The 22020-nt window shown below is 72.8% G+C and carries 23 protein-coding genes; 16 read left to right on the top strand and 7 right to left on the bottom strand.

The window, feature by feature from the left end; genetic code table 11:
- Nucleotides 1-55: 55 nt before the first annotated feature.
- Nucleotides 56-1465, bottom strand: a complete 1410-nt coding sequence (locus ABEA34_RS06850; protein WP_345520495.1) for a gamma-glutamyltransferase — start codon at nucleotides 1463-1465, stop codon at nucleotides 56-58.
- A 276-nt stretch (nucleotides 1466-1741) separates the two neighbouring features.
- Here ABEA34_RS06850 and ABEA34_RS06845 point away from each other — a divergent pair, with 276 nt between their 5' ends.
- From ABEA34_RS06845 to ABEA34_RS06815, 7 genes are all read left to right on the top strand, one after another.
- Complete coding sequence (locus tag ABEA34_RS06845; RefSeq protein WP_345520494.1) at nucleotides 1742-2152, top strand: MerR family transcriptional regulator; 411 nt, start codon at nucleotides 1742-1744, stop codon at nucleotides 2150-2152.
- Complete coding sequence (locus tag ABEA34_RS06840; protein WP_345520493.1) at nucleotides 2149-3102, top strand: SDR family oxidoreductase; 954 nt, start codon at nucleotides 2149-2151, stop codon at nucleotides 3100-3102. Before ABEA34_RS06845 ends, ABEA34_RS06840 begins: the two co-directional genes overlap by 4 nt.
- A 101-nt stretch (nucleotides 3103-3203) precedes the next feature.
- Nucleotides 3204-4391: a hypothetical protein gene (locus tag ABEA34_RS06835; RefSeq protein ID WP_345520492.1), complete on the top strand. Its 1188-nt coding sequence runs from the start codon at nucleotides 3204-3206 to the stop codon at nucleotides 4389-4391.
- 35 nt (nucleotides 4392-4426) lie between these two features.
- Complete coding sequence (locus ABEA34_RS06830; protein ID WP_345520491.1) at nucleotides 4427-4672, top strand: type II toxin-antitoxin system Phd/YefM family antitoxin; 246 nt, start codon at nucleotides 4427-4429, stop codon at nucleotides 4670-4672.
- Nucleotides 4669-5055 (top strand): type II toxin-antitoxin system VapC family toxin, encoded by a 387-nt coding sequence (locus tag ABEA34_RS06825; RefSeq protein ID WP_345520490.1) that lies wholly within the window; start codon nucleotides 4669-4671, stop codon nucleotides 5053-5055. Before ABEA34_RS06830 ends, ABEA34_RS06825 begins: the two co-directional genes overlap by 4 nt.
- A 77-nt stretch (nucleotides 5056-5132) precedes the next feature.
- A complete protein-coding gene (locus tag ABEA34_RS06820; RefSeq protein ID WP_345520489.1) occupies nucleotides 5133-5894 on the top strand; it encodes an SDR family NAD(P)-dependent oxidoreductase in 762 nt (253 codons plus the stop codon).
- A complete protein-coding gene (locus ABEA34_RS06815; RefSeq protein ID WP_345520488.1) occupies nucleotides 5894-6733 on the top strand; it encodes a helix-turn-helix transcriptional regulator in 840 nt (279 codons plus the stop codon). Before ABEA34_RS06820 ends, ABEA34_RS06815 begins: the two co-directional genes overlap by 1 nt.
- Here the strand turns inward: ABEA34_RS06815 and ABEA34_RS06810 are convergent.
- Entirely contained in the window at nucleotides 6701-7312 is a 612-nt protein-coding gene (locus tag ABEA34_RS06810; RefSeq protein WP_345520487.1) for a GNAT family N-acetyltransferase, read from the bottom strand. The genes ABEA34_RS06815 and ABEA34_RS06810 overlap by 33 nt on opposite strands.
- Before the next feature lie 61 nt (nucleotides 7313-7373).
- The gene (locus tag ABEA34_RS06805; RefSeq protein ID WP_345520486.1) at nucleotides 7374-9899 is read right to left on the bottom strand and encodes an ATP-binding protein; all 2526 of its coding nucleotides are present in this window, start codon (nucleotides 9897-9899) and stop codon (nucleotides 7374-7376) included.
- Nucleotides 9900-10022: 123 nt separating this feature from the next.
- Here ABEA34_RS06805 and ABEA34_RS06800 point away from each other — a divergent pair, with 123 nt between their 5' ends.
- Both ABEA34_RS06800 and ABEA34_RS06795 read left to right on the top strand, forming a co-directional pair.
- Nucleotides 10023-10577 (top strand): RNA polymerase sigma factor, encoded by a 555-nt coding sequence (locus ABEA34_RS06800; RefSeq protein ID WP_345520485.1) that lies wholly within the window; start codon nucleotides 10023-10025, stop codon nucleotides 10575-10577.
- Nucleotides 10578-10600: 23 nt separating this feature from the next.
- A complete protein-coding gene (locus ABEA34_RS06795) occupies nucleotides 10601-11800 on the top strand; it encodes a cysteine desulfurase-like protein (protein ID WP_345520484.1) in 1200 nt (399 codons plus the stop codon).
- 10 nt (nucleotides 11801-11810) lie between these two features.
- On the opposite strand, the gene ABEA34_RS06790 is transcribed toward ABEA34_RS06795, so the two are convergent.
- Together ABEA34_RS06790 and ABEA34_RS06785 are read right to left on the bottom strand one after the other, a co-directional pair.
- Nucleotides 11811-12230, bottom strand: a complete 420-nt coding sequence (locus tag ABEA34_RS06790; RefSeq protein WP_345520483.1) for a ScoMcrA-related endonuclease — start codon at nucleotides 12228-12230, stop codon at nucleotides 11811-11813.
- A gap of 50 nt (nucleotides 12231-12280) precedes the next feature.
- A complete protein-coding gene (locus tag ABEA34_RS06785) occupies nucleotides 12281-12703 on the bottom strand; it encodes a DoxX family protein (protein WP_345520482.1) in 423 nt (140 codons plus the stop codon).
- 35 nt (nucleotides 12704-12738) lie between these two features.
- On the opposite strand from ABEA34_RS06785, the gene ABEA34_RS06780 reads away from it, so the two are divergent.
- The 7 genes from ABEA34_RS06780 (at nucleotide 12739) to ABEA34_RS06750 (ending at nucleotide 19878) form a co-directional block, all read left to right on the top strand.
- Nucleotides 12739-14118 (top strand): NAD-dependent succinate-semialdehyde dehydrogenase, encoded by a 1380-nt coding sequence (locus tag ABEA34_RS06780; RefSeq protein ID WP_345520481.1) that lies wholly within the window; start codon nucleotides 12739-12741, stop codon nucleotides 14116-14118.
- A gap of 2 nt (nucleotides 14119-14120) precedes the next feature.
- Nucleotides 14121-14609, top strand: coding sequence for a TspO/MBR family protein (locus tag ABEA34_RS06775; RefSeq protein WP_345520480.1), 489 nt, complete (start codon nucleotides 14121-14123; stop codon nucleotides 14607-14609).
- A 50-nt stretch (nucleotides 14610-14659) separates the two neighbouring features.
- Nucleotides 14660-15592 (top strand): nuclease-related domain-containing protein, encoded by a 933-nt coding sequence (locus ABEA34_RS06770; RefSeq protein ID WP_345520479.1) that lies wholly within the window; start codon nucleotides 14660-14662, stop codon nucleotides 15590-15592.
- 60 nt (nucleotides 15593-15652) lie between these two features.
- Nucleotides 15653-16054, top strand: coding sequence for a hypothetical protein (locus ABEA34_RS06765; RefSeq protein ID WP_345520478.1), 402 nt, complete (start codon nucleotides 15653-15655; stop codon nucleotides 16052-16054).
- Nucleotides 16055-16073: 19 nt separating this feature from the next.
- Nucleotides 16074-17033 (top strand): hypothetical protein, encoded by a 960-nt coding sequence (locus tag ABEA34_RS06760; protein WP_345520477.1) that lies wholly within the window; start codon nucleotides 16074-16076, stop codon nucleotides 17031-17033.
- Between the two features lie 74 nt (nucleotides 17034-17107).
- Nucleotides 17108-18658 (top strand): alkaline phosphatase D family protein, encoded by a 1551-nt coding sequence (locus ABEA34_RS06755; RefSeq protein WP_345520476.1) that lies wholly within the window; start codon nucleotides 17108-17110, stop codon nucleotides 18656-18658.
- A 65-nt stretch (nucleotides 18659-18723) separates the two neighbouring features.
- Entirely contained in the window at nucleotides 18724-19878 is a 1155-nt protein-coding gene (locus tag ABEA34_RS06750) for a fatty acid desaturase family protein (RefSeq protein ID WP_345520475.1), read from the top strand.
- 130 nt (nucleotides 19879-20008) lie between these two features.
- Here ABEA34_RS06750 and ABEA34_RS06745 read toward each other — a convergent pair whose 3' ends face one another.
- Nucleotides 20009-21121, bottom strand: a complete 1113-nt coding sequence (locus tag ABEA34_RS06745) for an NAD(P)/FAD-dependent oxidoreductase (protein WP_345520474.1) — start codon at nucleotides 21119-21121, stop codon at nucleotides 20009-20011.
- The gene (locus ABEA34_RS06740; RefSeq protein ID WP_345520473.1) at nucleotides 21118-21987 is read right to left on the bottom strand and encodes a DUF1295 domain-containing protein; all 870 of its coding nucleotides are present in this window, start codon (nucleotides 21985-21987) and stop codon (nucleotides 21118-21120) included. The genes ABEA34_RS06745 and ABEA34_RS06740 overlap by 4 nt, the downstream gene beginning before the upstream one ends.
- Between the last annotated feature and the right edge of the window lie 33 nt (nucleotides 21988-22020).

Below are 22020 nucleotides of genomic sequence, written 5' to 3'. Positions count from 1 at the left end.
CACATCGTGCCCGTCTGGACCTGCCGCAACCCGACGTCTCAGGCGGTCTCCGCGGCTAGGTGCTGCGGACCAGGCGTACGGCGCCCTCGCGGCGCGGGTCGGCCGCGGCGACCAGGTGCCCGTCGGGGTGGACGAGCGTGACGCCGACGCCGCCGTAGTACATGGTCAGGCCCTCCTCGGTCTCGCGCTTGACGACCTCGTCGGGACGGCCGGGGTGGTGGACGTGCACGCGGGGGTGGTGGACCGCCTCCTGCAGGCTCAGGCCGCCCGCGATCCCGGCGAGGACCTGGGTGATGGCGGTCGCGATCCGGCCCGCGCCGGGGGAGCCGATGGCGAGGACCGAGCCGTCGGCGTGACGGCCGACGGTCGGCGCCATGTTGGACAGCAAGCGGGTGCCCGGAGCCAGGGCGTGGAGGCCACCGGGGTTGAGCTCCTGCTCGCCGAGGGTGTTGTTGAGCCAGATGCCGGTGCCCTGGGCGATCATCCCGGAGAAGTAGCCCGACGACACCGTGACCGCGCAGGCGCCGCCCTCGGTGTCGGTGGCGGAGCAGTGGGTGGTCGAGCTCGACTCCAGGAGCGAGGCGGGACCCCGGCCGAGGACCTCGCGCTGGATACGGATCATCAGCTCGACGTCGGCGTCGGTCCAGGCGCCCTGCGGGCGGCCCTCGAGGAGCCCGAGCATCGCGGCGACGCTGATGCCGCCCACGGTGGGCGGCGGCGTGGTGGCGAGCGTCCAGCGACCGGCGCGGGTGGCGAGGGAGGGGCGGGTGACGGGCGCGTACGCCGCCAGGTCGTCCGGGCCGAGGAGGCCACCGCGCGCGCGGACGTCGGTGGCGATCAGCCGGGCGAGGTCGCCGGTGTGGAGCGCCACCGCGCCCTCGGTGGCGATCAGCTCGAGCGAGTCGGCCAGGTCGGGCACGACCACGAGGTCGGTGACGATCTCGCCTTGGAGGTCGTGGACCGCCGCACGGCTGGTCTCGTCCCAGCCGAAGATCGAGTCGTGGACGTACTCCAGGTAGTAGCGCGACGCGGCGCTCAGCCGGAAGCCGCCGCGCGCGACGTCGATCGCCGGCGCGACCACCTCCCGCCAGGGCAGCCGCCCGTCGCGCCGGTGCGCCTCCTCGAACGCCGCCACCGAGCCGTGCGCCGCCACCGACCCGGGTCCGATGGTGATGTCCACGCCGCCGCCGTACCCGGTGTGGATGTCCCAGGTGCCGCCGCCGAGCGGTCCGCCGCCGCGGCCGGGCATGTCCATCCAGCCGTCCACCGTGTACGGCGCGCCGCCGCCCGACGGCTGGATCGTCACGAACCCGCCCGAGCTCAGCGAGACCAGGCCGACCTCGTTGACCATCGTCACCAGGGACGCGGCGAGCGCGGCGTCGACGGCGTTGCCGCCGGCCCGTGCGACCTGCTCGCCGGCGTCGGCGGCCGCCTCGTTGGGGGCGGCGATCGCGACATCGGGCATGAGCGCACCGTACGGCAGGCGCCTACCGGAATCTCGGTAGATCCTGGGGCAAAGCCACCGTCGACCTCGGCAACGGAGGGAGCATCGGCCATGCGCACTCGTGGACCGGCGGCATCCGTGGTCGTCGTCTGTGTCGGCGTCGTGCAGAGCGCCGGGGCCTTGCCTGCCGTGGGACAGGCGGCGGGCAGGGCCTCGGTCATCACCTCACCGATCAGCGTGCGGGGGCCCTGAGCCTGGACTTGACCTGAAGCGCTTCAGGGTCGGCACAGTGGAGGGGTGTTGATCCATGAAGTCTCCGAGCGCACGGGCCTGAGCCAGGCCACGCTGCGCTACTACGAACGCATCGGGCTGGTCCCGCCGATCCCGCGCGACGAGAGCAGCGGGCACCGCTTCTACAGCGAGGAGGTCGTCGACGACCTCACCTGGCTCTCGTGCCTGCGGGCCACGGGCATGGGCATCGAGGACCTGCGTCGCTACCGCGACCAGCGGGCCGACGGCGACGCGCGCGAGCAGAAGCTGCTGCTGCAGCGGCACGCCGTACGCCTGCGCGCCGAGCTCGACCAGCTGCACGCCCGGCTCCACTACATCGAGACCAAGGAGCGGCTGTGGGCCGCGCGCGAGGCCGGGGACGCCGTGGCCGAGGCGGCCGTCGTCGCCGAGCTCCAAGCAGGAAGGGACATCCGATGACCAGGGTCCTGGTGACCGGTGGCTCGGGCTACCTCGGGTCCCACACGGTCGTCGCCGCGCTGGGCGAGGGGTACGACGTGCGCACGACCGTTCGCGACCTCGCTCGCGCCGACGACGTGCGCGCGATGGTGGCGGAGGGTGGCGCCGATCCGTCGGGGATCGACGTCGTGGCCGCCGACCTGACCGACGACCGCGGCTGGGTCGACGCGGTGGCCGGGTGCGACGGCGTGCTGCACGTGGCGTCGCCGATCCCGCTGGCGCAGCCGGACGACCCGGACGACCTGGTCGTCCCCGCCCGAGAGGGGACGCTGCGGGTGCTGGCCGCGGCCCGGGCCGGCGGCGTACGGCGGGTCGTGCTGACGTCGTCGTTCGCCGCGATCGGCTACGGACGATCGGTGGGCCGGCCGTGGACCGAGGAGGACTGGACCGAGCCGAGCGAGTCGCTCGCGCCGTACCCGCTCTCGAAGGTCATCGCCGAGCGGGCCGCGTGGGACTACGCCGATGGCGGTCCGGAGCTGGTCGTGCTCAACCCGACCGGGATCTTCGGGCCGGTCCTGGGGGCGAGCGTCGGGAGCTCCGCGGGCCTGGTGATCGGCCTGCTGTCGGGGCAGTTCGCCGAGGCGCCGCGGCAGTCCTTCGGGATCGCGGACGTCCGCGACGTGGCGCAGGCCCACGTACGCGCGCTGACGGCGCCGGAAGCGGCGGGTCAGCGGTTCCTGCTCACCTCGCCGCCCGCGACGTCGTGGCTCGGCATGGCCGACACGCTGCGCGAGCGGCTGGGGGAGCGGGCGGCACTGGCGCCGACCCGCGAGGTCGACGGCGACCCGGTGCCGGTCAACGAGTTCGACGTCTCGAAGGCGCGCGCGGCCCTCGGCTGGGACCCGCGGCCAGCGGCCGACACGATCGTGGACACCGTCGCGAGCCTGGACCGGTTCGGGCTGCTGGGCTGAGGCAACCCGCTCATCCACAGGCCTGGCGGATACCTGCGAGTTCTCCACAGATCGCCGAATGGGTCTGGCGACGCCGGCCTCCGCGACGTTCAGTGGTGGACATGACTCGTGACCACTCTTCCCGGACGAACCCGGGCTTCCGCCGCGGTCGTCGCATCAGCGACCTGATGACGCACGACTACCACGCGTTCCTCGACAGCTCGTTCGCCGCCGAGCGCGCCGGTGACGCCGCTACTGCGCTCGAGTACCACCGCGGCATCCCGATGTTCCAGCGGAGTGGCCACGTCGTCCTCCTGAGGCAGCTGGCGGACCTGGCTGACGAGATGACGCCGTGGATGTGGGCGCGCTGGGCTGCCTACCAGTGCACCCGATCGGAGGATCGTGGAAGTGAGGGCGCTGCTATCACCCACGTCGCACTCGACTACACGCTGAAGATGTTCTGCGTCGACGAGATCGAGGCGACCTACCTCGACGGTGGCGATCCGGTGAAGATCGCCGCACGGACCGCCGGCGAGCACTGGGCCTTCCACCAGATCTGCAGCTACGAGCTCCAAGGGCTCGAGTGCTTCCTCGACACGACGGCGACCGGGCGTCTCGCCGAGAGCGCCTCGCTGGCGCGTGGCTGGGTTGACGCGCGGATCGGCGGGTACCGAGTGGAGTCGAGCGCCCCGGAGCCCCTGGTGGTGCGAGGTCTCGCCGAGGACCGGTCGATCCAGCTTCTCGACCTCGGCGGACAGGTCCACGCCGACGACGCCGGCTGGCTCCTCGGGCGGCTGGTGCCGAGCGGCACGACACCGGCGCTGATGTTCGACACCCGTCCGCTGCCGGTGGACGAGCGGACGGCCCGCGCAGCCTCGACCGGAGACCGGCGAGGTGCCTGGATCACTGCTCTCGTCGAGGCGATGAGCTCGGGGCGCGTTGATCCGGCAGTCGTCTGGAGCGAGGACCGTGAGCTCGTCACCGACGTCCCCAGCCTCGCGCTGGTCACACGGGCGACGCCGAAGGGAGCGCTGGCCAGCACCCTGGACCAGCTCGCGCGCGGTCGCGACGAGGTCGGACGCGCGGCGTACCGGATCCTGCGTGATGTCGCGGCAGGTTCGTTCGGTGGCAACGGCGATGCGCCGTACGTCGGGGCGGCGGCTGTCAACGCGCACGGGTACGCCGAGGCCCGTGGCGGCCTGGTCCTGGGCGAGCATGGCGCGAGGTGGGAGCACTGGGCCGACCGGGTCCCGGATCCCGCGCGTGGCCGGCTGCTTCGGCTTGCCGAGCTCAGCCGAGCGGCCGCCTAGTGTGCTACGCGTGCTACGTTGACCAGGTGGAGACGGTGAGTCATCGCGAGCTGCGCAACCGCAGCGGTGAGGTGCTGCGTGCGGTCGAGGCAGGCGAGTCGTTCACGATCACCAACGCCGGCGTGCCCGTCGCCCGACTCGTCCCTGTCTCCGACCCGACGCCGGAGCTGCGGCGAGTCCGTCCGGCGCGCCGGCAGGGCGGGTTCTCCGATCTCCCCCGAGTGGAGCTCAAGGGCACGGTGCAGGGCGAGCTCGACGCGCTGCGTGACGAACGCCTGTGACCCGCTGCTACCTCGACACGTCCGCTGCGGCCAAGCTGCTCGTCGCCGAGCCGGAGTCCGTGGCGCTGGCGCGGTGGCTCGATCAGCCGGCTCTACGACCTGTCGCGACCTTGCTGCTCGAGACCGAGCTGCGCCGGCTCGCCGTACGTCTCGGCCTCAGCCAGCAGGCGGTCACCGGTGTTCTCGCGGGAGTGGAGCTGTACGCGCTCGCCGACACCGCCTACCGGGAAGCCGGGACCATGCCGCGACGCGACCTGCGCTCGCTCGATGCACTGCACCTCGCTGGTGCACTGCGACTCGACGTCGACTTCCTGGTCACGTACGACGACCGTCTGGCAGCTGCCGGAGCCGAGGTCGGGATCACCGTCGTCGCGCCCGCCTGATCGCCTCATCCAGGGACTCTGAGTCCCGGGATGGACGCGGCCTTCATCCGGTCCGCCGACCGGGGCACCGTGGAGGCATGACCACTCAGAAGATCGCCCTTGTCACCGGAGCCAACCGCGGCCTGGGCCGCAGCGAGGCGCTCGCCCTCGCCGCGTCCGGCGTCGACGTCATCCTCACCTACCGCAGCAATGCCGACGAGGCGCAGGACGTCGTCGCGCGGATCGAGGCGCTGGGCCGGAGGGCCGCGGCGTACCGTCTCGACACGACCGAGACCGACACCTTTGCGGCGTTCGCCGACGACGTACGACGGGGTCTGACGGACTGGGGACGCGACACGTTCGACGTCCTCGTCAACAACGCCGGCGCGATGCTGGAGACCCCGCTGGGCGAGACGACGTCCGACCAGGTGCAGCAGATGACGGCGGTCCACTTCACCGGACCGGTCCTGCTCACCCAGGAGCTGCTGCCGCTGGTCGCCGACGGAGGGCGGATCATCAACACCTCGACCGGGCTGACCCGCTTCACCGGCGACGCTTCGTACGCCGTCTACGCCTCGATGAAAGGCGCGATCGAGGTCTACACGCGCTACCTCGCCAAGGCCCTCGGCTCGCGGCGGATCGCGGTCAACACGATCGCGCCCGGTGCGACGGGCACGGACTTCGGCGGCGGCTACCTGCGCGACAGCGACCAGGTCCGCGACCACCTCTCCGGGCTGATCGCGATGGGCCACGTCGGCGACCCCGACGACATCGGTGCCGCGGTCGCGGCGCTCGCCTCGGACGCCATGGGCTGGGTCACCGGCCAGAGGGTGGAGGCATCCGGTGGTATGAACCTGTGATGGACCGCGCCCAGCTCGCCGACTTCCTGCGGACCCGGCGCGAGGCGCTGCAGCCGGAGGACGTCGGTCTCCCGCGCGGGCCGCGGCGGCGTACCGGCGGTCTGCGCCGCGAGGAGGTCGCCGCCCTGTGCGGGATGTCGGTGGACTACTACTCGCGGATCGAGCAGCAGCGGAGCACCACGCCGTCCGAGCAGATGCTGGCCGCGCTCGCCCGCGGGCTGCGGCTCTCGCTCGACGAGCGCGACCACCTCTTCCGCCTCGGCGGGCACGCGGCCCCGCAGCGTGCGCTGCGCACGGACCACGTCGACGCCGGGCTGATGCGCGTCATCGACCGCCTCCAGGACACCCCGGCGATGGTGGTCAACGGGCTCGGCGAGACGCTGCTGCAGACCCCGCCCGCGGTCGCGCTGGTCGGCGACGAGACGTCGTACGCCGGGCTGGCGCGCAGCGTCGTCTACCGCTGGTGGACCGATCCCTCCTCGCGGGACCTCTACCCCGAGGAGGACCACGACCTCCACGGCCGGATCTTCACCGCCGACCTGCGCGCGGCCTACACCCGCGACGGGGCGGGCTCGCGCGCCGAGGAGCTGGTGGAGGAGCTGCTCGCGACCAGCCCGGACTTCGCGCGGGTCTGGGCCGAGCACGAGGTCGGCGGTAAGCACACCAAGTTCAAGCGGATCCGACACCCCGAGGTGGGCGTCGTCGAGGTCTACTGCCAGACCCTCTTCGACCTGGACCAGTCCCAGGGGCTGCTCGTCTTCACCGCCGTGCCGGGCAGCGAGAGCGCCGAGAAGCTGCGCCTCATCTCAGTGATCGGGTCGCAGCAGCTGCAGTCCTGAGGGCCGGCGCTCGGTCGCGGCGAACGTCCGCTGGTAGGCGATGGCGCGCAGCGGCGGGCCCGCGGTGACGCCGAAGTGCGGCAGCAGGTCGCGGTCGTACGCCGGCGCCCGGACGAACCCGAGCCGCTCGTAGAGCCGGATCGCGTCGGTCATCAGCTCCAGGGTGTGGAACGCGAAGACCGGCGCGCCGTACTCGTGGGCCAGCTCCTCGCACGCCGCGACCAGCGCCCGGGCGACGCCGTGGCCCCGCGCGTCGGGGTGGACGGCGAGGGCGCGGCCGCCCGACCAGCCGGCGGGCCAGCCCAGGCCCTGGGCGGCGCTCTCGGGGTAGAACGCGGCCGAGCCGCGCACGACCCCGTCGACCTCGGCGACGACCAGCGGGCCGTGGCTCGCGTGCAGGTCGAGGTCGAGCAGGTCGGCGAGGTAGCGGTCGAAGGCCTCCGGGCCGACCGCCATCTCGTACTGCGCGTACGCCGCGGTGATCACCGCGCGCATCGCGGCGTGGTCGTCCCGGGTCGCCAGGCGGACGGTGACCGCGCCGCAGCCGGCCGGTTCCTCCACGTACGTGGACACGGACATGTCGTTGCTCCCATCAGTCAGGTGTCTGTCGGGAGGGGCACGACGGCGAGGAGCGCGATGTTCACGCGAGGCCGAGACGGGTCGCCTCGGCGGCGGCCTCGTGCCGGGAGTGCACGCCGAGCTTGGCCAGCACGGCGGCGACGTGGTGGTCCACCGTCCGGGTGGAGAGCACGAGGCGATCGGCGATCGCGCCGTTGGACAGGCCGGCGGCGAGCAGCCGCAGGATCTCGACCTGTCGGGCGGTCAGCCCGGCTGGGTTCTCGACGACCTCGCCCGCGGGCCGACGCGGCACCCGTCGTACGCCGAGGTCGCGCAGCCGCGCCCGGGCCAGGTCGGCGGCCGGGCGCGCGGCCAGGCCGTCGAGCACCCCGATCGCCTGCTGCACCACGGCCGGGTCAGCCGACTCCAGGAGGTCCAGCGCCTGCTCGTACGGGTCCCCGTCGGCCGACCCGTCGCCGCGCGCCCCGGCCGGGTGCCCGAGCCGGGCGAGGTGGCGGCGTACCTCGCGGCGCTGGACGTCGCAGCCCGGCCGGTCCGTCCGCGCGAGCAGGAGCTCGGGCCAGTGGCCGGCCAGCTCGGGGCGTCCCTGCAGCCACGCGTCCTCGAGCACGACCACGCCCGTGGGGACCAGCCACTCCAGGACGTCCGCGCGCTCGGCGTGCCGGACGCACTCGGCCAGCAGTGCGGGAGCGTCGGGGTGGCCCTGGCGCACCAGCAGCCGCGCGAGCACCGGCAGCGTCTCGCGCCCGATCATGCCGGGGTCCCCGCGTCCGTCGACCAGCTCGCGCAGCCCGGCGACGGCCTCGGCCCACCGGCCCTGCATCGCCAGCCGGCGGTAGCGCCGCGCCTCGAACATGTAGGCGTGGACCGGGAAGTCGCGGTCCCGGGCGTACTCCTCGCCCTGCGCGATGAACGCCAGCGCCTCGTCGTACCGGCCGAGCCGCCAGGTCCCCTCGGCCAGGTTGTAGTAGCCGCGCAGCACGCCCTCGTGGTGGGCGTCGGCGCGGGCCATCTCGATGCTCGCGTGGAGGTCGTCGAGGCCACCGAGGTCGCCGAGCTGCAACCGTGCCGAGCCGGTGTAGTTGCGGGCGAGCACCCCGATGTCGCGAGCCCCGAGCTCGTCGGCCAGCTCGCGGGCGGCGTCCAGGTGCACGAGCCCGGCGGTCTCGTCGTCCACGACGACGAGCAGCCCGCCGAGGTTGACCAGCGCCAGCGCGTGGTCCGTGGACCGCCCCTGGCGGCGCGCGAGGTCGAGGGCGCGGACGGCGGCCACCCGCGCCTCGGCGGTGCGCTCGGTCAGCCAGAGCTGCCGCGAGAGCGTGACCACCGCCCGGACGAACTCGCCACCGCCCTCCGCCCGCTCCCACAGGGTGACCGCGTCCTGCGCCGCCGCGGCGGCCGCGTGCAGCTCGTTGCTGTGCGACAGCGCCCAGGCGTACGCCTCGGCCAGCCTGGCCCGTCGCTCTGCCGGCAGCTGCGGGTCCCGGTCGAGCACCAGGCGGAAGCACGACGCGGCCTGGCGGTAGGCGCCCGACCGCGCCGCCGTACGCCCCGCGACCAGCCCGTGGGTGACGACCGCGTCGTCGTCACCGGCGGCGACGGCGTGGTGCAGCAGGCGGAAGGGATCGGGCGACGGCATCGACAGCAGCGCGCGCAGCACGTTGGCGTTGAGCTCGGCGCAGAGGCTCGCGGGCAACGAGGCGTCGACGGTACGGCGAGCCAGCTCGTGCCGGAAGCGCACCAGGTCGCCCCGCATGGTCAGCACCCCCGCGGCCTCCGCCTCGGTGATCGGCGTGAGGTCCGGCTGCAGCGTCCGGAGCAGGCCGAGCTCGACGCCTCGGGGCACCACGGCCAGGCGCTGCACGGCCCGCTGGGCGTCGTCGCTCAGCTGCCCGACCCGGCCCAGCACCGCGTCGACGACGGTCGCAGGCACCTCCTGCTCCGGAGCGGCGAGCACCTCGGTGACGTAGAAGGGATTGCCCAGCGTCAGCCGGTGCAGCTCCTCGGCGTCGATGTCGACGCCGGCCGCGAGCTCGCCGACGGCCTCCGCGCTGAGCCGGTCGAGCCGCAGGCGGACGACGTCGGCGCCGGTCATCCGGCCGAGCACCCTGCGCAGCGGGTGGCTGCCCACGACCTCGTCGTCCCGGTAGGTCACCAGCAGCAGCGCCGGCAGGTCCGGCATCCGGCGGCTGAGCAGGCGGAGCACGTCGAGGGTCGCGCCGTCGGCCCAGTGCGCGTCGTCCACGACCAGCACGCTCGGCGCGGCCGCCAGGTCGTCGAGCGCCGCGGCGTACACCGCGTCCGGTCCGGGGTCACCGGCGAGGGCGGCCGCCAGCGCGCCGTCGTACCCGCGGACGGCGTCGCGGAGCGGGCCGAGCGCCCGCGGCGTGAGCAGGTCCTCGCAGCCGGCGGCCAGGACGCGGGTCCCGCGGGGGAGGGTCTCGGCGAACGACCGCAGCAGGCTGGTCTTGCCGATGCCCGCCTCGCCCGACACCAGGACGGTGGCGCCGTGGCCGGTGGCGGCCCGGGCCGCGAGCGCCGTCAGCGTCCGCAGCTCGCCCTGCCGCTCCAGGAGGTCAAGCGCCACCGGTCAATCGTGGCACCGGCAGCGTGGGCGCGTCACCGCTGTTTCGGATGGGCAGTCCACCGCGTTCGGATGGGCAGCCGTTGCCGATGCCGGCGACCGGCCACCCGGCCGAGCCTGGGTGGCATGGACGCACACCCCACCCCCAGCGGTTGCCGTCCCGGCGGCTGCGCCGGGCTGTGCACCGAGGACGGCCTGGCCCGGGCGTACGCCGAGCATCACCCCCGGATGCTGGCCCGGGCCAGGCGCATCGTCGTCGACCCGCACCTCGCCGAGGAGGCGGTGCAGGAGGCGTTCACCCGGGCCTGGCGGGCCTGCTCGACCTTCGACCCCGCCGTCGGCCCGCTCACCGGGTGGCTGCTCACCATCACCGGCAACGTGGCGGTCGACCTGGTCCGCGCACGCACCCGGCGGCCGCCGGTCGCGCCCGGGGACGCGGGCGTCCAGGAGGGAGACGACACCGGCGACATCGACCGGCTCCTGCTGCGGGCCGAGCTGCGCGAGGCGCTGCTGGCCATCAGCGAGGAGCAGCGACGGGCCGTCGTCGAGACGATCGTCCTGGACCGGCCGGGCGGCGAGGTGGCCCACGACCTCGGCATCAACCCCGCCACCCTGCGCACCCGGGTGCACTACGGCCTGCAGCGGCTCCGGGTCGCGCTGGCGCCGCCGGTGCCCTGCTGAGCCGTCCCCGTCATGATGGCGCCATGACCTTCGACCTCGCGCGTGTGCGCAGCGACTTCCCGGCCCTCGACGGCGGTACGGCGTACTTCGACGGCCCCGGCGGAAGCCAGGTCCCGCGCCAGGTCGCCGAGGCGATCGCCGCGACGATGACGGCCGGGCTCTCCAACCGCGGCACGGTCACCGCCACCGAGCGCCGGGCCGAGGACGTCGTCGTCGGTGCCCGCAGCGCGGTCGCCGACCTCCTCGGCTGCGACGCCGACGGGGTGGTCTTCGCGCGGTCGATGACCCAGGCGACGTACGACGTCTCCCGCGCCCTCGCGCGGCAGTGGGTGCCCGGCGACCAGGTGGTGGTGACGCGGCTCGACCACGACTCCAACATCCGCCCCTGGGTGCAGGCGGCGGAGTCGGCGGGGGCGGAGGTGCGGTGGGTCGGGTTCGACCGCGGCACCGGCGAGCTCTCGGTCGACGACGTCCGTGCCGAGCTGACCGAGCGCACGCAGGTCGTCGCGGTCACCGGCGCCTCCAACGTGCTCGGCACCCGTCCGGACCTCCCCGCGATCGCCGAGGCCGCGCACGCCGTGGGCGCGCTCGTGTACGTCGACGGCGTGCACCTCACGCCGCACGCACCGCTCGACGTCGTGGCGCTGGGCGCCGACTTCTTCGGGTGCTCGCCCTACAAGTTCTTCGGGCCCCACCACGGCATCGTGGTCGCCGCCCCCGAGCTCCTCGAGCGGCTGCACCCCGACAAGCTGCTGCCCGCGACGGAGCGGGTGCCGGAGCGGTTCGAGCTCGGCACCCTGCCCTACGAGGTCCTCGCGGGCACGACGGCCGCGGTCGACTACATCGCGGGGCTCGCCTCTGACGCGCCGGACCGCCGCACCCGGGTGCTCGAGTCGATGCGGGCGCTCGAGGAGCACGAGGACCGGCTCTTCGAGCGGCTGCTCGCCGGGCTCCAGGACATCGACGCCGTACGCCGTCACGGCGCGCCCGCGCGACGTACGCCGACCGTCTACTTCTCGGTCGAGGGGCGCAGCGACCGGGAGGTCTACGAGCACCTGGCCGGCCTCGGCGTCAACGCGCCGGCCAGCAACTTCTACGCGATCGAGGCGTCGCGCTGGCTCGGCCTCGGGGACGGCGGAGCGCTACGCGCCGGGCTGGCGCCGTACACGAACGCCGACGACGTCGACCGACTGCTGACCGGGATCGCCGCGATCGCGTCCTAGACGCGGCCGGTCAGTCGCAGTTGTCGCAGGTGCCGTTGGCGGAGAGGGCGAGGAAGCAGGTCGGGCAGATGGCCACGACGGGCTCGATGCCGTTGGTGCGACGGGCGTTGGCGATCGTCGTGGTCGGGACGACCTCGGCGGTCTCGGCCTTCTCCGGGGAGAGGACGTCGAACTCGAGGTTGCGCAGCACCTTGGCGGGGCCGGTCTTGCCGCCGGAGAAGTCCGCGGACGTCGCCGCGGTGCCGGTCGCGTAGCCGAGCGCGGCGCCGACGATCGCCTTCGGGTCGTAGCTGTTGCTGGCGTGCCGCAGGACGTAGTCCTTCGACGGGGTGAACCCGTACTTGCTGAGGAACTCGTCCTGGCCGACCTCGTCGTACTCGTGGATCGCGGCGAGCACGTGCTGACGAGTTACTGCTGTCCAGGCGACCATGTGCTCACAGTAGGTCCGCGAGGGTGCGTTCCGTCATTCCGCGCGGGGCGTCAGCGCCGCGGGCGGTCCCGCCAGGCGGCCGTCGACCACAGCGCCCAGGCGACGAGCACCGGCTGGAAGAAGAGCCGGATGAAGCGCTTCTGGTCGGTGTCGAGCCCGAACGCGTCGGTGTGCTCGGCGTACTGCGCGATGTTGCCCGGGAAGATCGCGATGAAGAAGGCGGCGGCCAGCAGGCCGACGCCGATCCGCCCGCGGCCGAAGGCGATCAGCGCGGCTCCGAGGCTGATCTCGACGATCCCGGAGACGAGCACCACCGGGTCGTCGGCGACGGGGAACCAGTCCGGGACCTGGGCGACGAACTCGTCGCGCGCGAAGGTCAGGTGGCTGATCCCGGCGAAGACCAGGATGGCCCCGAGGGCCCTCCGGGCGACCGTGCGCGGGGCGGAGGTGGGCGGCGCATCCAGGAGCGACATGTCCCGACTGTAGGTCGCCGACGTACCGTGGCGGGATGAGCGACTACCAGGTGGTCAACCCGGCGACGGGCGAGGTCGAGCGAGAGTTCGAGACGGCGACGGATGCGGAGGTCCAGGAGGTGCTGGCGCGGTCGCACGCGGCGTACGCCTCCTGGAAGGCGACGGACAAGAGCGAGCGGACGAAGGTGCTGCTGCGCGTCGCCGAGCTGTACGACGAGCGCCGCGACGAGCTCGCAGCGATCATCGGCCGGGAGATGGGCAAGCGCTTCGCCGAGGCGAAGGGCGAGATCAGGCTGGTGGCCTCGATCTACCGCTACTACGCCGAGGAGGGTCCGGGGCTGTTGGCTGACACCCCGCTCAACCCGGCGATGGGCGGCGACGCGCTGGTCCGCAAGGAGCCGGTGGGGTCGCTGCTCGGGATCATGCCGTGGAACTTCCCCTACTACCAGGTGGCCCGCTTCGCGGCGCCCAACCTGATGATCGGCAACACGATCATCCTCAAGCACGCGCCGCAGTGCCCGGAGTCGGCGCTCGCGATGGAGCAGATCTTCCACGACGCCGGGCTGCCGGCCGATGCCTACATCAACGTCTTCGCCACCAACGACCAGGCCGCGGACATGATCGCCGACGAGCGCCTCGTCGGCGTCTCCGTGACCGGCAGCGAGCGCGCCGGTGCCGCCGTGGCCGAGGTCGCGGGACGCAACCTGAAGAAGGTCGTGCTCGAGCTCGGCGGCTCCGACGCCTTCATCGTGCTCGGCGCCGACGACCTCGGTGCAGCCGTGAAGGCCGCGGTCCAGGGCCGGATGGGCAACGCCGGTCAGGCCTGCAACGCGGCCAAGCGGATGATCGTCGTCGACGAGCTGTACGACGACTTCGTGGAGCAGTTCACCGCGGCGATGTCCGGCCTCACGCCGGGCGACCCGACCGACCCGAGCTCGGCGTACGGGCCGCTCTCCTCGGAGGGCGCCCTCACCAACCTGCTCTCCCAGATCGAGGACGCCGTGGACAAGGGCGCGACGGTCAAGGTCGGCGGCAAGCGGGTGGACCGGCCCGGCTCGTTCATGGAGGCGACGGTGCTGACCGACGTGACGCCGGAGATGCGCGCCTACAAGGAGGAGCTCTTCGGGCCGGCCGCGGTGGTCTACAAGGTCGCCGACGCCGACGAGGCGGTCGAGCTGGCCAACAGCTCGCCCTTCGGGCTCGGTGGCGTCGTCTGGAGCGAGGACCCGTCGTACGCCGAGGAGGTCGCCGACCGCCTCGACACCGGCATGGTCTGGATCAACACCGCGCAAGGCTCGGCCGCGGACCTGCCCTTCGGCGGCACCAAGCGCTCCGGTGTCGGGCGCGAGCTCGGGGCCTACGGCATCGACGAGTTCGTCAACAAGAAGCTCATCTACAAGCCGAAGGTCGGCTGACCATGCGCGCCCGGCTCGTGGCCGCGGGCATCACCGCCGCGGCCGCGGGCATCGGCTTCCTCGGGACCAAGCCGGACAGCGCGTGGTACCGCTCGCTCGACAAGCCCGCCTGGCAGCCGCCCGCCGTCGCCTTCCCGCTGGTGTGGACGCCGCTCTACGGGCTGATCGGCTGGGGCACCGGGCGCGCGCTGGACAAGGCCGGGCCGGACGGCGGGCGGATGCTGGCGCTCACGACCGCCGACCTCGCGCTCAACGCGGGCTGGTGCTGGGCGTTCTTCGTGCGCCAGTCACCGGCGACCGGGCTCGGCGTCATCGTCGCGCTCGACGTCGTCAACGTCGCCCTGGTCCGCGAGGCGGCCAAGCACGACCTCACTGCGGCCCTCGCGCTGAAGCCGTACGCCGTGTGGTCAGGCTTCGCCACCGCGCTCAACGCCTCGATCTGGTGGCGCAACCGGGTCGGCCATTCGGCCATTTCTGGGCCGCATCCATAGCACCGGGCAGTGCTCGCGGCCTAGCGTCCGACCCGAACGGGGAGGTCGCGATGACCGAGGCGGAGACTCAGGACGAGACCGCGCGTGCCCTGCTCGCCCTGCCGTCGGAGTGGACCGTCCTGGAGGACGTCGCCTGGCCCGGCCGCAAGGTCGCCGACATCGACCACGTGGTCGTCGGGCCGGGCGGGGCCTTCGTGGTCGTGTCGGGCCGGACCGGCCGGTCGGCCGTGGCGGCAGGTACGGCGGCCGCCGACGCGCTCGCGAGCGGCGCCCGGCTCAGCCGGAGGACCGTGCACGCCGTGCTCTGTGCGGCCGAGCCGGGCGACGACCAGCCGTCGGGCGTCCTCGTGTGCACCCCCGAGACGATCGTCGCGATGCTGCTCGGCCGGCCGCGGGTGCTCGAGCGCGACCAGCTGGTCGCGGCCCGCGCCACCGTCACGTCGGTGGTAAGGCGCGGACGCGGGCCTCGCCGTACCTTGACCGGCGGCGGCAAGCGCCGCGTCCGGCACATCGGATCGACCGGCCGCCTGGCGCTCTTCCTGCTGCTGACCGCCGCCACGATCGCCGCGGTGCCGTGGGCGGCCGCCCGGTACGAGCAGGCCCGCGCCGGCAACCTGCCGGAGACGCCCCGGGTCGGGGAGACGATCTGGGTGGCCGGTACGACGACCCGCCCACCGCTGGAGCTCACCGCCGAACGGGTCGAGGGCCCGGGACGGCGGTACGTCGTGCGGCTGACCGTGCGCAACGACGGCAGCGAGTCGTTCGCGATGGACAGCCTGGTCGCGAGCCTCGGCCTCGACGACCTCCGCGCGGCCGCGTCGGTCGGCCGGTCGGGGAGCGACCTCGCGGGGGTCCGGCTCGAGCCCGGCAAGGAGCGGGTGGTCACCTACCGGTTCGCGCTGCCGCCGGACCGGGCGGCCGAGACGTTCTCCGTCGCGGTCAGCGGCAGGCCGACCGACGAGGCGCACTGGGTCGTGTCCTAGCCGGAAGGCGGACGACACGAGTCCGGTTTGCCGGCGTCGGCCGCCGGGCACGGTCGCGGCATGACTCCTCGCAGCGTGACCGTCGGCCTCCTCACCACCGGCGTCGTCGTCGCCACGACCCTGGCGGCGCCCGCGCAGGCGGCATGGACCCCGACCGTGCGCTGGCACGGCGCGGTCACCCAGGCCTGCAAGAAGCCACTCGACAACGGGAAGGTCCGGGTCCGGGTGCGGGTCAACAACACCCACGGCACCGACCGCGCGGCCGGTGGCCTCAACCGGGTGCGTGCCAACGGCCAGCCCGGCAACGCCTGGACCTACACGCGCACCGTCCGCCCCGGCGCCGTCAGCAACGCCGTGACGCTCGACTTCCAGCGGGGATCGCGCGTCTGGCTGATCGTCGGCAGCCAGGTCGGGATCACCGGCGAGCGCGCCTACGGCCTGGGTGCCCTCGACCGCTGTTGAGGCGTGGCACGATCGATCGATGACGTGGCGTGGGGTGGGCCTCCTCCTCGGGCTCGTGCTCGTCGCCGGCTGCGGTGACCGGACGACCGAGCCGTCCGGCATGCGCGAGCCGACCGGGCAACCGCGGCCCGTTGTCCTCGAGCCGGGCCAGCTGGTCTGGGCGCAGCGCTCGACGATCCACGTCGGCGAGAAGACGTACGACGTCAGCCCGCAGCTCGTGCAGTCGATGAGCTGGACGCCGTACGGGCTCTACCTGAGGCTCACGAAGGACCCCGACAACGGGCCGTTCCACGAGTCCTTCTTCGACGGGACGACCCTGGAGCCGGTCCGCGACGTCTACGCGTTCGACCGCGTGATCACCTCGCCGAGCGGAAGGCTGGCCGCCTGGGTCGAGCGCAACGGCCCGAAGCGTCCGGCCGGACGGGTCGCCCAGGCCGTGGTCGTGGACACCGCGACCGGCGAACGGGTCTACGAGAACGCCGACGGCATGGGCGGCGAGAAGGGCGACGACCTGGCCGACCGCTACGAGGAGCTGTCGCCGGGCGTCATCGACCTGACCGACGAGAGGCTGGTCTGGCGCAACGCCGAAGGCAGCGGCGCGATCGTGACCTCCGACCTCACCACCGGCGAGAGCACCACCTCGGAGCACGGGCCGAGGCTCGAGCCGACGACCGGCTATGACTTCTGGTCGCCCGACGGACGCTACCGGGTGGACGCCCGCACCACCGGCAAGCTGCGGGTCAGGCACCGCCAGGTCGACTTCGGCCACCGCTTCCAGACCCAGGGCGGCTGGCTCGACGACCACACGATGCTGGTGCTGGCGCAGGACCGCTTCCCGATGAGCTTCGACTCGACCGTCCCGGACACGATCCCCGGCTACCTGCTGGCCTGCGACCTCGACGCCGCCACCTGCAAGCAGCTGCTCGAGGTGAAGGGGGCGCGGGAGGTCGTGTTCCCCGGCGTCGACGCGGAGTACTGAACCTTCCCAGAGGTACGACGACCGGTCACCTCGTCGTCACCGGGATGCTGCCTGGGAGGCGCACCGTGGCCGGTATGTCCACTCTCGGGAACCACCTCCACCGACGTACCCTCTTCCGCGCCGGCGCCCTGGGCGCTGGCGCCGCGATCATCCCGGCCGGCGCTGCCAGAGCCGCCGGCCTGATCTCCCGCCGGCTCGAGCTGCCGTACGGCGTGCAGACCGGCGACGTGACCACCCGCGAGGCCGTGCTCTGGGCCCGGTCGTCGGGGCGCGGCCGGCTCGTCGCCGAGATCAGCAGCGGGCGCCACCGCGAGCGCATCCTCGGGCCCTGGGCGACCCCCGACACCGACTACACCGCCAAGATCGCGCTCGACCGGATGACACCGGGCCGCGGGTACGACGTACGGCTGTCGTTCGAGGACGAGCGCGGGCGGCGCGGCGAGAGCCAGGTGGCGAGCTTCGCCACCGCCTCCGAGCGGCGCGATGCGACCAGCTTCGTGTGGACCGGGGACAGCTGTGGCCAGGGGTGGGGGATCAATCCCGACCTCGGCGGCCTGGTCGGCTACCGGCGGATGCTCGACACCCGCCCGGACTTCTTCCTGCACTCCGGGGACACGATCTACGCCGACGGCCCGATCGCGGAGACCGTCACCGAGCCGGGTGGTGCGGTCTGGCGCAACGTCGTGGCGGAGGGCGTGGGCAAGGTGGCCGAGTCCCTCGACGAGTACCGCGGCCGGCACCGCTACACCCGGCTCGACGCCAACTTCCGCGACCTCGCCGCGGACGTGCCGATCATCGCGCAGTGGGACGACCACGAGACCCACAACAACTGGTACCCGGGGCAGGTCCTCGTCGACGACCGGTACACGGAGAAGCGCGTGGACGTGCTGGCGCTACGGGCGCGTCGCGCGTGGCAGGAGTACCAGCCGATCGCCGATCCACGCGCCCACCGCCGTGGCGACGGGTTCGCGCCGTCCCGGATCTACCGCAAGGTCGAGCGCGGCCGGCACCTCGACGTCTTCTGCCTCGACATGCGCACCTTCAAGGACCCCAACACCTCCGGCCTCGAGCCGGGAGGCACGCACATCCTCGGTGCCGAGCAGACCGACTGGCTGATCCGCGAGGTACGGCGCTCGCGTGCCACGTGGAAGGTGATCGCCAACGACCTGCCGCTCGGGCTCGTCGTCCCGGACGGGCCGGTCAACCAGGAGAGCCTGTCGAATCGCGACCCCGGCGCTCCGCTCGGCAAGGAGCTCGAGATCGCCGGCGTCCTGTCGGCCTTCAAGAAGGCCGGGGTGCGCAACGTCGTCTGGATGACGGCGGACGTGCACTACTGCGCGGCGCACCACTACGACCCCTCGCGCGCCGCGTTCACGGACTTCGACCCGTTCTGGGAGTTCGTCGCCGGGCCGATCGCCGCAGGCACGTTCGGGCCCAACGAGCTCGACGCGACGTTCGGACCGAGGGTGGTCTTCAGCAAGACCGCCGCCACCGCCAACGAGTCGCCGCGGACCGGCAACCAGTTCTTCGGCCACGCCGCGGTCGGTGACGACGGGCGCATGACCGTCACCCTGAGGGACCTGTCAGGTGCGGTGCTCTTCAGCAAGGAGCTGGACCCGGAGTGACGGCGGTCTATACGGAGACACCCGCAACTTAGGTGACCCTTGCCGGCGGGTGCACACTGAGGAGCATGACGGCCACGCTCGAGCGCCCGACCACCATCGCCGGAGGACTGACCCCGGAGCAGGTCGAGCGCCTGGGAGCGGAGCTGGACGCGATCCGGCAGGACGTGCTCGACAGCCGCGGGGCGCGCGACGCGGCGTACATCCGGCGCGTGGTGCGGGCACAGCGGCTGATCGAGCTGGGCAGCCGCGCGGTGCTGATGCGCAGCCGCAGCCGCAGCATGTGGGTCCTGGGCACGGCGGGCCTGTCGCTGGCCAAGATCCTCGACAACATGGAGATCGGGCACAACGTCCTGCACGGTCAGTGGGACTGGATGCGCGACCCCAAGATCCACTCGTCGACCTGGGAGTGGGACCACGTCTCGCCGGCGGCGCAGTGGAAGAAGGCGCACAACGAGACCCATCACACGTACACCAACATCATCGGCCAGGACAACGACCTCGGCTACGGCATCATGCGCGTCGACGAGGACCAGGAGTGGAAGCGCCGCTACCTGGTGCAGCCGGCCTGGAACTTCGTGACGGCGTGCATCTTCGAGTACGGCATCGCCATGTTCGACCTCGACCTCGGCGACCACATCCGCGAGAAGCGCGACATGTCGCCGGAGAAGAAGGCCGAGGTCCGGCTGACCCTGGCCAAGGCGCGGCGCCAGCTGGGCAAGGACTTCGTGGTCTACCCCGCGCTGTCGGGCCCCGCGTGGCGCTCGACGCTCGCCGCCAACGCGACGGCCAACCTGGTGCGCAACCTGTGGAGCCACTCGGTGATCATGTGCGGCCACTTCCCCGAGGGAGTGTCGACCTTCGAGCAGCCGGCGCTGGACGAGAAGGAGACCAAGGGGGAGTGGTACGTCCGTCAGATGCTCGGCTCGGCCAACATCTCTGGCTCCCGCTTCCTGCACCTGATGACCGGCAACCTGTCCCACCAGATCGAGCACCACATCTACCCCGACCTGCCGAGCAACCGCTACTTCGAGATCGCGCCGAAGGTGCGGGCGCTCTTCGACAAGTACGACCTCGACTACAACGCGCGGCCGCTGGTCAAGCAGGTCGCCAGCGCCTGGCACAAGGTCATCCGGCTCTCGCTGCCCAACGGCTGGCTCGAGCAGACCAACCGCCGCAACCTGGTCCCGCAGCTGCGGCAGCTGGTCAAGCGTCCCGTCTGACCCTGCTGCGGAGCGCTGGCCTGGTGGGGGTCGCCGCCGGCTGTAACGCCGTGTTATGTGCTCTACCCTGGGGGTTGCAGCACGGGGCAACAGCCGGTAACCCGGCGTTACAAGCGCGATGGGCGTCGCATCAGGGACGGCGGACCCCGCCGTAGATGCCGCGGCGCACGATCCACGGCTGGAGCACGCTGTCGATCGACCAGGCCGGGAAGCGGAACGCCTTGCCATTGGGGGCGAAGACCTCCAGGCCGTTGTCCTGGACGCCGAGCACCGACCCCCAGCGACCGCGGGGTGCCTTGAACTCCCCGAGCGGCTTGCCGGCGAGGTGCGCCCGGATGTTCTTCGCGAGCAGCTTGTCGGCGCGGTTTCGCGCCGACGAGCGGATCGGGTCGGTCGCGGCGACGTCGCCGATGGCGAAGACGTCGTCCGTGCCGACCACCCGGAGGTCGGGGGAGACCCGGACGAAGCCGTCGTCGTCGAGCAGCTCCGGGGGGAGCCAGCCGGTGTTGGGCCGGACCCGGCCGATCGCCCAGACGGTGGCGTCGGCGGCCGCGGCCGGCTGGCCGGTGCTCCACTCGACGGGCTCGGTGGTGATCCGGTCGCACGCGAACCCGTCGGGTACGACGGCGCGGTGGCCGGCGTGCAGCGCGACCCCCCGGTCGGCGAGCCGGCGCTCGACCGTGGTCCAGACGGCCGGGTGGTGCCGGGGCAGCGGCCGGTCGCCGGGGAAGTAGAGGGCGACCAGCTTGTCGGGCCAGGTCGTCGCGAGGTTGGCGGCCGTGCTGACGGCCGCCGCGCCGCCACCCACGACGTTGATCGAGGAGGCCGCCGCGAGCTGCTGGTGGGCGGCGTCCAGCGAGGCCTCGACCTCGTCGGCCGACTGGAGGTCCGGCCGACGCCAGAAGCCGTTGGTGACGCCGGTGGAGACGACGAGGACGTCGTACGCCTCCTCGGACGCGCTGCCGCTGGCGAGGCGTACGCCGACCGTGCGGGCCTCCAGGTCGACGCCGGTGAGCGTGCCGTGCACGGTCCGCGCGCCGTCGAGCCGGCGGTAGCGGTCGAACGGGACGTAGTAGTCGCGCGCCCACTGGTCGGGCCGGGCCAGGCGGGTGCCGAGCTCCTGGCCGCTGACCAGGGCGGACTTGGCCGAGATGCCGACGACGTCGACGTACCGGGCCAGGTGGATCGCGGTCAGCAGGCCGCTGTCCCCGAGGCCGGCGACGACGACCCGGGGGCGGGTCATCGCGGTGGCCGGGGCAGCAGCTTGGGCACCCGGTCGATGACGTCCTGGTAGCTGGGGCGGCGCTCGAGGCTGCGCTCCTCCATCATCGGGATGCTCGCGCCGAGGAAGAGCGCGACCATGGCAAGCGCGCCGACGAAGACCCACCACCAGTCGGACGGGGAGGTCGCTAGGCCGAAGATGCCCAGCGAGAGCCAGAAGCCGATCTCACCGAGGTAGTTGGGGTGGCGCGACCAGCCCCACAAGCCCTGGTCCATCGCCTGGCCGGGCTGCTTGGTGCGGGCGAACCGGTACATCTGCAGGTCGGCGGTGTACGTGAGCGCCACCGATCCGAGGCCGACGACGACGGCCACGATGTCCAGCCAGCCGACGTCGCGGCCGGTGCGGGTGACCGCGACGTACACCGGCACCATCCCGAGGAAGACCTGCAACGTCGGGACCACGTGGATCGCGAAGAGGTCGACCAGCGGCTCCATGCTGCCCTTGCCGTCCTTCAGCAGCGGGTAGCGCCAGTCCTCGTGCGGGAAGCCCGGGAACGCATAGATCCAGTTGCCGGTGAGCCGGACCGCCCAGACGAGGATCACGCCGATGACCAGCCAGGCGCGCAGGTCGTTGACGTCCGGTGTGCTCTCGCTCCACCAGTAGATCGCCAGCAGCGGCGGGAGCACGCTCCAGTAGGCGTCGTAGAAGCTCGAGTTGTGGTGGATGCGGCTGAAGACGAAGATCACGAGCGTCGCCAGGACGTCGGCGATCAGGCCGTCCAGCCACAGGTGGTCGGTGTCCGGGCCGAGGTACAGCCAGGCGGCGCCGACGGCGATCGCGAGGACGTAGGCCAGGCCGACTCGCGTCAGCGACGCAGCTTTGCTCACGGGCAGACGGTACTAGAACAGGTTCTTGTTCTG

The sequence above is a fragment of the Nocardioides conyzicola genome (assembly GCF_039543825.1).
GTDB lineage: Bacteria > Actinomycetota > Actinomycetes > Propionibacteriales > Nocardioidaceae > Nocardioides > Nocardioides conyzicola.
The sequence above is the reverse complement of the archived record's forward strand: the minus strand, read 5'-3'. Positions and strand labels throughout refer to the sequence as shown.